Below are 9149 nucleotides of genomic sequence, written 5' to 3'. Positions count from 1 at the left end.
GGATGCTTTTCTTCCACGACTAGCTAAAAAGAAAAATTTTGTAAGGTATCCTCAAATTCTTTTCTATTCATATACCTATCACCTCACTTTTTCTATAGCTAACTTTATTTGTATTTTCTCTAGTTTAATTGGAATAATAAATCTTTTTTGTTTTTATTCTTTATATTGGCATAAATATTCAGATAATACTACTAAAATTAGTTTTTTTATTCGTAATATGAATACATACAACAGTCATATATCTATATCTGAGATGGGATTGTCGTTTTTTGTCGTATTTATTATGTTTGTTACAACATTTTTATCTATTACAATACAAATGCACCACAGGTTGTAAAATCTAAAGCAAAAACTTTTTAGGAGGCGTAATATGCAACGCTTTACAACTAACAAACGATCCGAAGTAATAAGTGAAAAACAATACGATACAACAGAAAATCAGAATTTATTATGGTTAGCAAATCAAATGGAAGTAGCAGAGGGCATGTATAATGAACCGGTTTCTATACAAATAAAGGGGAATTTAAATCAAAAAAGATTAAAAAAGTCTTTACAATATATTGTAGAGAAACATGAGGCATTACAAGTGAATTTTGTACCTACATCTAACGGGTTGAAACAGGTGAAGAGAGACCAATTGAATATAGAAATGGATTTTTATGATTTATCTGTTTATCCCCTTCCTGAAAAAACTCAAATATTAGATACATTTTTAGAATCAATCCTTCACAAAAGGTTCGATTTGACCTCGGATACATTATATAGGTTTCAATTGTATCGCTTGGCAACAGATGAATACCTTCTACATATGGTATTTTATCATATTATTTTTGATGGTTGGAGTTTAGGTTTATTTTTACAAGATTTAGAACAATCATATTCATTGCATGAATCTTTTGGAATAAAAAACTATAAAAATATTCATGTATATAAAGAAGTATTGCAAAAGCATCAAAATTATATTGGCACAAATGATTATATAATATCCGAGGAATACTGGGGAGAAAAACTAAGGGATGCGTTACCGTGGAGTGCGTTCCCAGCAAAACAAAAAGGGAAACTTGTACCATCATATAGGATGGATGCTTTCCAACGCATTATAAATCCTGTTTTTGTTAATCTTGTGAAACAATACGCAAAGAAAAATCAAGTTAGTTCCTATCGTGTATGGTTGGGTATCTATTTGATTTTATTGCATCAAATGACCAATCAGACAGATTTGACAGTAGAAATACCAATCAATATCAGAAGTCGTGATAATAAGGAACAACATGTATTTGGTTACTTTGTAAACGCTGTACCATTATGTATACAACTTGCAACAGATGAAACTTTTTCAGAATTCGTTCAAAAAATGAATTCTGCTTTACAAGAAATTCTTGTACATCAAAATTATCCATTACATCATCTTATATACAACCCTGCTCAGAAGAAAGAAGTAACCAATAATTCTTTATGTTCAACAGCATTTAATATGGTAAATCTTCCAAGTTTCAAGTTAGGAGACTTAGAAACGAAGTTACTTACCCATCAAAAGCGTGTAAGTAATTTAGATATGGTATGGCGTTTAGTTCAAACTCAAGAGGATGTTGTAAATCTTGAGATTGATTTTAATTCTAGTAAATATGATGCAGCAGACATACAGAACTTGATGGATAGATTCCAGTGCTTACTTCAACTATTACTCCAACATAGTGAGATACCTTTACAAAATTTAGATTTTCTTTTGCCGGAGGAGAAGATTATATATCAAAATGTGAATGACACGGAACTACTACTACCTTCTTATCATTCTATACAAGAACGTTTTTATAAACAAGTACAGAGAAAACCAGAGGCAATTGCCATTTCTACAGGAGATAATAAGTATACGTATCAAGAAATCAACCAGCGTTCCAATCAAGTGGCACGTCATTTGCTACAACTAGGTATACAAAAACAAGAGCGAGTAGCCATTTTCTTAGAGCGAAGCGTAGAAAGTATCATAGCGATGTTAGGTGTTTTAAAAGCAGGTGGCACATATGTGCCAATTGATGTGAAATATCCCTCTGAACGTATACAGTATATGTTACAGGATAGTCAAGCAAAGGTACTGATAACAAAAATAGGAATACAAAAAAAGGTAGCCTGTTATCAAAGACACACAATAACTATCGAAGATGTATTCACGTCTGTGTCTGGTCAAGATATTCCAAATCAGAACCGTGTAGAAGATGCAGCTTATATGATTTATACATCGGGATCAACTGGAAATCCAAAAGGAACACTATTAAAGCATGAAGGTGTATTGAATTTAGTAGAATGGCGTTTGCGCACTTTCCAAATAACAGAGAATGATATCGTTTCACAATTTTATTCTCATAGTTTTGATTCGTCTGTTTCAGAAATTTTTTCAGCTTTACTCACAGGAGCAAGATTGCATTTACTCAATGAGGAACAACGTTTCTCCACTCAAGCTTATTGTAAGGCTATTTCTACTTACCGCATTACCCTTTCAGATGTAGCAACAGTCTTTTTTAAGCAACTTGCAACAGAACTGTCCGATGCACAATTACAACAACTCCGCCCATTACGTGTGCTCAGCATGGGAGGAGAAGCTGCTTCAGCAGCATCGATTCGAAACTGGCAATTGAAACTAAAAGATACGGTCTTGCTTGTCAATGAATATGGGCTAACTGAAACAACGGTGAGTTCTTTGTATTATCCTATTTTCAAACAAGTACCAAATGACAGCACGCATGTACCTATTGGCAAACCAATTGCCAATACAAACATATATATTTTAAATGAACATTTGCAAATGTGTCCGATAGGCGTCATTGGTGAATTGTATATTGAGAGTGTAGGAACCGCTATTGGATACCATAACCAACCAGAACGTACAGCACAATCTTTTGTATCTCATCCCTTTTCTACAGAACCATCTGCTCGTTTATATCGAACGGGCGATCTAGTACGCCTATCGCAAGAAGGATATGTAGAATATATGGGGCGACGCGATCGTCAAGTGAAATGGAGAGGCTATCGAATTGAATTAGAAGAAATAGAAGAACGATTGTTACAACATCCCTCCATTCAGCAGGCAGTTGTTATGGTATATCAAAATGAGAATGAACAACCACAATTACTTGCGTTTTATAAAGCGATAGAAAATAAAAATATAAGTACAAGAGAATTACAAGCGTGTCTTTCAAATTCGTTACCTGATTTTATGATACCGGGTACAATCCAACGTGTAGAGGATTTCCCCTTAACATCTAGTGGGAAAATAGATCAGAAAGTCTTATTATCTGTATTTGAAACTAGAGAGATACATCAAGGATCAATCGTTGTGCCGCCTCATACAAATACAGAAAAACAATTGCAGCAAATTTGGAGAGAGATCCTACAAAAGAAGAAGGAGAGCATTAGTACAGAAGATGACTTTTTCGCAATCGGTGGTCATTCCTTACTAACGGTACAACTCATCAACCGGATTGAGGCACAATTACATGTCAAAATTACGTTTAAAGATGTATACCAATATCGAACCATTCAAACCTGTTCTACGTATATTGACCAATTACGACCAATAGCACATAAAAATCCAATAGAGAGAGTGCCAGAGCAACCCTATTATCCTTTATCTAACGCACAACAACGACTTTGGTTTTTATATCAACAACATCCTGAATACCGTACGTATGATATCCCGATGCAAGTGCATATACAACCAGGCATTCAAGTCACCTTATTAAAGCAAGCTTTGGAAGAAATGGTCAAAAGACATGAGATGTTTCGAACTAATTTTATAGAAAAAGATGGAGAACCGATGCAGTGTGTGCAAAAAGAGATGAATCTCATACTTCATGAAGTCGATATACAACAGATTAAAGAAGAACAACAAGAAGCGTATCGTTTAGCATCCATACAAAAAATTGATTCTACAGCATTCCATTTAGAAAAGGGACCACTATTCCGAATGATTTTATTTACAGAGAATAGAGATTGTTCTTGGTTATATATCAATTTCCACCATATCATTATGGATGAATGGAGCTTACAACGATTTTTACAAGAGGTATTATTTATTTATGAAGAGCTATCTGAACAGGGAACAATTCCTCTTACTCAGCCAGCCGCTATACGATATATAGATTACGTTGCATGGCAAAATCAACAGCTTGTTATTGGAGCATGGGAGCATGAAAAACAATATTGGAAGGAAGCATTACAAGATGCGCCAACCTTATCTTTACCATTGGATCATGCTCGCCCTAGTGTAACGTCACATCGTGGGGATACATTCTCTACAAAACTCAATAAGAACGATGTATCATCATTGAAAAAACTAGCACAACAAGAGCAGATATCACTGTACATGCTACTGTTTACTGCTTATACTTACTTTTTACAACAGGTCTCTGGTCAACAGGACCTTGTCGTAGGAACACCTGTAACTGGAAGACAGCAGGAAGCATTTGAAGATATTCAAGGTTTTTTTGTGAATACGGTTGCGATTCGTTTGCAAACAGACGGAGTTTCTACTATGGAAGAATTGTGTGCAGAGGTAACAGAAAGATGCTTACTAGCTTTTCAACATCAACAGTATCCATTCGACCGAGTGATTCAAGATAGTAATCCAGAGCGAGAAGAGGATAGCCACCCTATTTTTTCAACGATGTTCAGTTATCAACAGGATGCGGTGCAACAACATCCTACGTATCAGTATCAAATACATCCGATGCAGACAAACATCAGTAAATTTGATGTATCTTTGGCTTGTGAAGAACTGGATGATGAGATCCTATTCTATTTTGAGTATGCTTCGGATTTATTTGAACGAAATACAATCTCTAGGTTCATGCAACAGTTTGTTCATACAGTACAAGTAATGATTCACCATTTTAAGACACCTTTTAGTGAAGTAGAGCTGTTACCTGAAAATGATCGCATGTTGTATCAACAATTGAATGATACAGAGTTAGTATTGCCACCATACCAATCTATACAGAAACGTTTTTGTGACCAAGTGCATCGTAGCCCAGAAGCAATCGCCATTTCTACAGAACATAATAGGTATACGTACCAAGAAATTCATCAACGTTCGAACCAGGTGGCAAATGGTTTACTACAACTTGGTATCCAAAAACAAGAGCGGTTAGCCATTTTCTTAGAGAGAAGTGTAGAAAGTATCATAGCGATGCTAGGTGTTTTAAAAGCAGGTGGCACATATGTGCCAATTGATGTGAAATATCCCTCTGAACGTATACAATATATCTTGCAAGATAGTCAAGCAAAGGTAATGATAACCAATAGGGAACGACAACAAGAGGTAGATTGTTATCAAGGACACAAGATGACCATCGAAGATATATTCACGTCTGTAGGTTTTCAAGATATTCCTCATCAGAACAACGTAGAAGATGCAGCTTATATGATCTATACATCCGGATCCACTGGAAATCCTAAAGGAACCCTATTAAAACATAACGGGGTATTGAATCTAGTGGAATGGCGCTCACGCACCTTCCAGATAACAGAGAATGATACCGTTTCACAGTTTTATTCTCATAGTTTTGATTCGTCTGTTTCAGAAATTTTTTCTGCTTTATTAACAGGGGCGAGGTTACATCTACTGAATGAGGAACAACGTTTTTCCGCCCAAGCGTATTGTAAGGCTATTTCTACTTACCGCATTACCCTTTCAGATGTAGCGACAGTCTTTTTTAAGCAACTGGCAACAGAACTGTCCGATACACAAATCCAACAACTTCAGCTCTTACGTGTGCTCAGTATGGGAGGAGAAGCTGCATCGGCAGAGTCCATTCGAGATTGGCAATCAAAACTAAAAGATACAGTCTTACTTGTCAATGAATATGGACCGACAGAAACAACGGTGAGTTCTTTGTATTATCCTATTTCAAAACAAATACCAATTGATCGCACACATGTACCGATTGGAAAACCAATTGCGAATACAAATATATATATTTTAAATGAACACCTACAACTATGTCCGATAGGTGTCATTGGAGAGTTGTATATTGAAAGTATAGGAACCGCTATTGGATACCATAACCAACCAGAACGTACAGCACAATCGTTTGTATCCCATCCTTTTTCTACCGAACCATCTGCGAGGTTATATCGAACCGGAGATCTAGTCCGTCTATCGCAAGAAGGCGATGTGGAATATATGGGGCGCCGAGATTGTCAAGTGAAATTGCGAGGCTATCGGATTGAGTTAGGAGAAATTGAAGACAGTTTGATAAAAGAACCACGCATTCAACATGCTGTTGTGTTATTGCAGGAGGAAAAGCAGGAATTACATGTTTATTTTACAATTTCTGATACAGCAATGATAGATATAGAAGAAGTGTATAATCATGTATCTCGTCTTTTGCCTGCATATATGGTACCGAAAGGGTATGTATGTGTACAAGAGATTCCGGTTACACCAAATGGAAAAATCGATGTGGTACAACTTGCGAAACAATATCCTGTGAATTATCGAAAACAAAAGAATGCTTTACGCCCGATGACAGAAACACAAATTTTATTAGCAACTGTATGGGAAGAAATATTAGGGGTGCAACAGATTGGACTACAAGATGACTTTTTTGCATTAGGTGGGCACTCTTTAAAAATTATGCCGACGTTAGTCAAACTCAAGCCCCATTTTCCAACATTGCATATACAAGATTTTTTCCAGTATCGAACAATCGAAAAATTAGCAGAAAAAATAGAGAAGGATAGACAACATAGGACGATAGAAACCCGTACAAACAATCAAAATAGCAGTGAAACGCAAGGTATGCAGCAACCCAAAGTAATTCGTAAACAGTCTGTTCCTTTACAACTTACGAAACACTATTCACAATGTGTTTTATTAACAGGCGTGACCGGTTTTTTAGGAGCTCATATTTTGGAACAATTATTAACTTTGCCCAACACACGAATCTATTGTTTGGCTCGTTCACAACATGGCGAATCCGTTGAGCAGAGAGTCATGGAAAAAATGAAATTTTATTTTAATGAAACGATGCTAGAACAAATGAAACATCGTGTGCAGGTGATAGAAGGCGACTTAAGTGAAAAACATGTGGGTCTGACAGCAGAAATGCAAAAGACATTACTTTGTCATATCGATACCATTATCCATTGTGGTGGAGATGTTCGGCATTATGGAGATAGAGCCCATTTCCAAAAGGTGAACGTAGAATCTACTCGCTATTTATTACAAATGAGCAAAAAGGCCGGCGCGCGTTTTCATTATATTTCTACTGTCAGTATTGCTGGACATCGTCGAGATGATTCTGCCTCATTCCTATTTTCGGAGCAAGATTTTGACCGAGGACAACGAGTAGAAAATGTATATGTAGAAAGTAAATTTCTTGCCGAAAAATTAGTGAGGGAAGCAATGTCAGAGGGTGTGCCAGCCACCGTATATCGAGTAGGGAATTTAGTAGGTCGTACACAAGATGGAAAATTCCAACAAAATATAGAGGACAATGCATTTTATCGTTTGATCAAAGCTCTTTTCCTATTACAGAAGGCACCGGATCTACCAACCTATATCGATTTGGTACCCATCGATTTTGGAAGTAAAGCTATTGTACAATTGGCCTGTATAGAGCAAAGTAAAGGAGAAACGTTCCACATTTGTAATCCCATTCAACTAGAGTGGAACCAGTTTATCTCACACTTACAACAAACAGGTTATTTGATTGACATAGTCAAAGGAACTGAATTCATGAATCTATTTACAAATCATACGCTAACGGAAGAACAAATATATGCGCTAGAAATGTTGCTACCTGTATTCGAGGAAACGGATCAATATGTAGAGGCTATCATCACTTCTCAGCATACAGAACAATTTTTAAAAGCATTGAATATAACATGTGAACAACCGAATCAAGAATGGATTTCCAAATGCATTTCTTATGGTGAAAAGATGGGATTTTTCCCGAAAAAAATTTTGTCACTGCTTACACATTCATATAAATAAACGACTTGTTGGGCTTTTGAATAAAAGGATGTTGTTTCATTGTTACACATACCCCAGATATGAAAATATAAGTTGGATACATCACATATGTTGAGGGGCGTTCTTTTCTTTCGGAGCAGAAGCTAACTAGGGCGGGGATTATTTTCCATGATTTAAGCATTCATACATGGAAAAGTAAGAATGAAAGAAGATTATATCAATGCTCTTACAAGTATGGTAACATATATATGACATGTGTTGAAAAAACTCTAATGCGGTGACTTTGCCGGATTAGAGTTTTTCTTTATGAAGAAGAAAGATAACGCATGAGATGGACAGCTAATCGATCTAATTTTTGACTACGGGCAAGAACAAGCGGGTGGGTGTACCCATGTATTTGAACGAGTTGATGTAGTTTCTTTTTTTGGTCCGCAATTTGTTTGTATAGTGGAAGATAGGCTGAAGATGTATCCATAGAAATCACCCCAGTTTCAAATAGAAATATCATTTCACTAAGTATACTTAAAATTCAGATAAATTGAAATAGTCTATTTGAAAAGTGGGTATCTTTGCCCATCCCCTCGAAAAAAGGGAATAAGAAAAATCATTGCGAAAAAACCTTATTTATAAGTGTTTTTTGTTACTCATAGAATATATGTTTCAAATGTGATTAAGTTGTATTTTGGAAATGAAATAAGCTATATTTTTTTGCTATGTCATAAAGTGTACTTTTTGAAACTGGGTATAACACCTAAATAACATAGTCTTATTCCCCCATTTCGGGAATTTGGGTAAAAACACCCATATACAAGTAATCACATAAAATTTCACGCATCATAATGATTAACAGAACAAACCACAAAAGGTTGTCAATTCTCTCCTTCCTCCGCTACAATAGATATATACTTTCTTTGCCCATTCCCCCTAAAAAGGGGAATAACAAAAAAGACAGAATATGAAATAAGAAAGGTGACTCCCTCTATGAATCAACCTTTAGTAAATTTACGAATCGATTTTGCTTTTAAACAATTATTTGGTGTACAAGAACAAGAGGAATTACTGATTTCTTTTTTAAATGCAATCTTGCATGAATCCTTATCTACACCGATTGTATCCTTAAAAATTGAAGACCCACATTTACATAAAGAATACGAAGAAGATAAATTATCCATACTAG

At 35.7% G+C, this 9149-nt stretch carries 3 protein-coding genes; 2 read left to right on the top strand and 1 reads right to left on the bottom strand.

The window, feature by feature from the left end; translation table 11 throughout:
* Window positions 1-370 precede the first annotated feature (370 nt).
* On the top strand, window positions 371-7993 hold the full coding sequence (locus F3I02_RS19375) for a non-ribosomal peptide synthetase (RefSeq protein WP_196478306.1): 7623 nt from the start codon (window positions 371-373) through the stop codon (window positions 7991-7993).
* Between the two features lie 283 nt (window positions 7994-8276).
* Here F3I02_RS19375 and F3I02_RS19370 read toward each other — a convergent pair whose 3' ends face one another.
* On the bottom strand, window positions 8277-8447 hold the full coding sequence (locus F3I02_RS19370) for an aspartyl-phosphate phosphatase Spo0E family protein (protein ID WP_230876868.1): 171 nt from the start codon (window positions 8445-8447) through the stop codon (window positions 8277-8279).
* A gap of 506 nt (window positions 8448-8953) precedes the next feature.
* Between F3I02_RS19370 and F3I02_RS19365 the strand changes: the two genes are divergently transcribed.
* Window positions 8954-9149: PD-(D/E)XK nuclease family transposase (locus F3I02_RS19365; protein ID WP_196478305.1), on the top strand; the 196-nt coding region annotated here is incomplete at its 3' end.

Origin of the sequence: Bacillus sp. SRB3LM (assembly GCF_015712745.1) — a bacterium.
Classification (GTDB): Bacteria; Bacillota; Bacilli; order Bacillales; family Bacillaceae_G; genus Bacillus_A; species Bacillus_A thuringiensis_K.
Note: the sequence above shows the minus strand (reverse complement) of the source record. Positions and strands in the feature narration are given on the sequence as shown.

Excerpts from the sequence above, each read along its gene's own strand:
- F3I02_RS19375 (WP_196478306.1), top strand. The coding sequence starts at position 371 with ATGCAACGCTTTACAACTAACAAACGATCCGAAGTAATAAGTGAAAAA.
- F3I02_RS19370 (WP_230876868.1), bottom strand. The coding sequence starts at position 8,447 with ATGGATACATCTTCAGCCTATCTTCCACTATACAAACAAATTGCGGAC.